1 protein-coding gene is annotated in these 328 nt (G+C 49.7%); it reads right to left on the bottom strand.

The features are described from left to right. Positions 1-328: hypothetical protein (locus CVN76_RS02195; protein ID WP_157805471.1), on the bottom strand; the 328-nt coding region annotated here is incomplete at both ends.

Raw genomic sequence — 328 nt, 5'->3', positions numbered from 1 at the left:
GGTTTTCCTCCAAATTGGCGGCGGATTGGTTAATGAGTGCATGCTCCAGCTGAAGGCCGAGTAACTTCGTCAATTCTTTGAGCTGAAGTGCAACAGATGCACCATTTGTAAGATCGACGGCTTGGTATTCCGCTTCCATAACAGCAGCCAGAACCAATTTCTCATTATTCCTTAAGGACAGGGCACCAGGCTGCTGTGAATCCGACTGCAAGATCATCTCGGCTGCCTTGCCCTTCGCTTCAGCTACCTGCTGCTTATCCCCATTCAAATAAGCCAAGAGGTCATCCACTGCCATATTGGCACCTACCGCTTTTCTTCCTGATGCCAC

Source organism: Bacillus sp. mrc49 (genome assembly GCF_002803435.1).
This window is presented reverse-complemented; position numbering and strand designations above follow the sequence as displayed.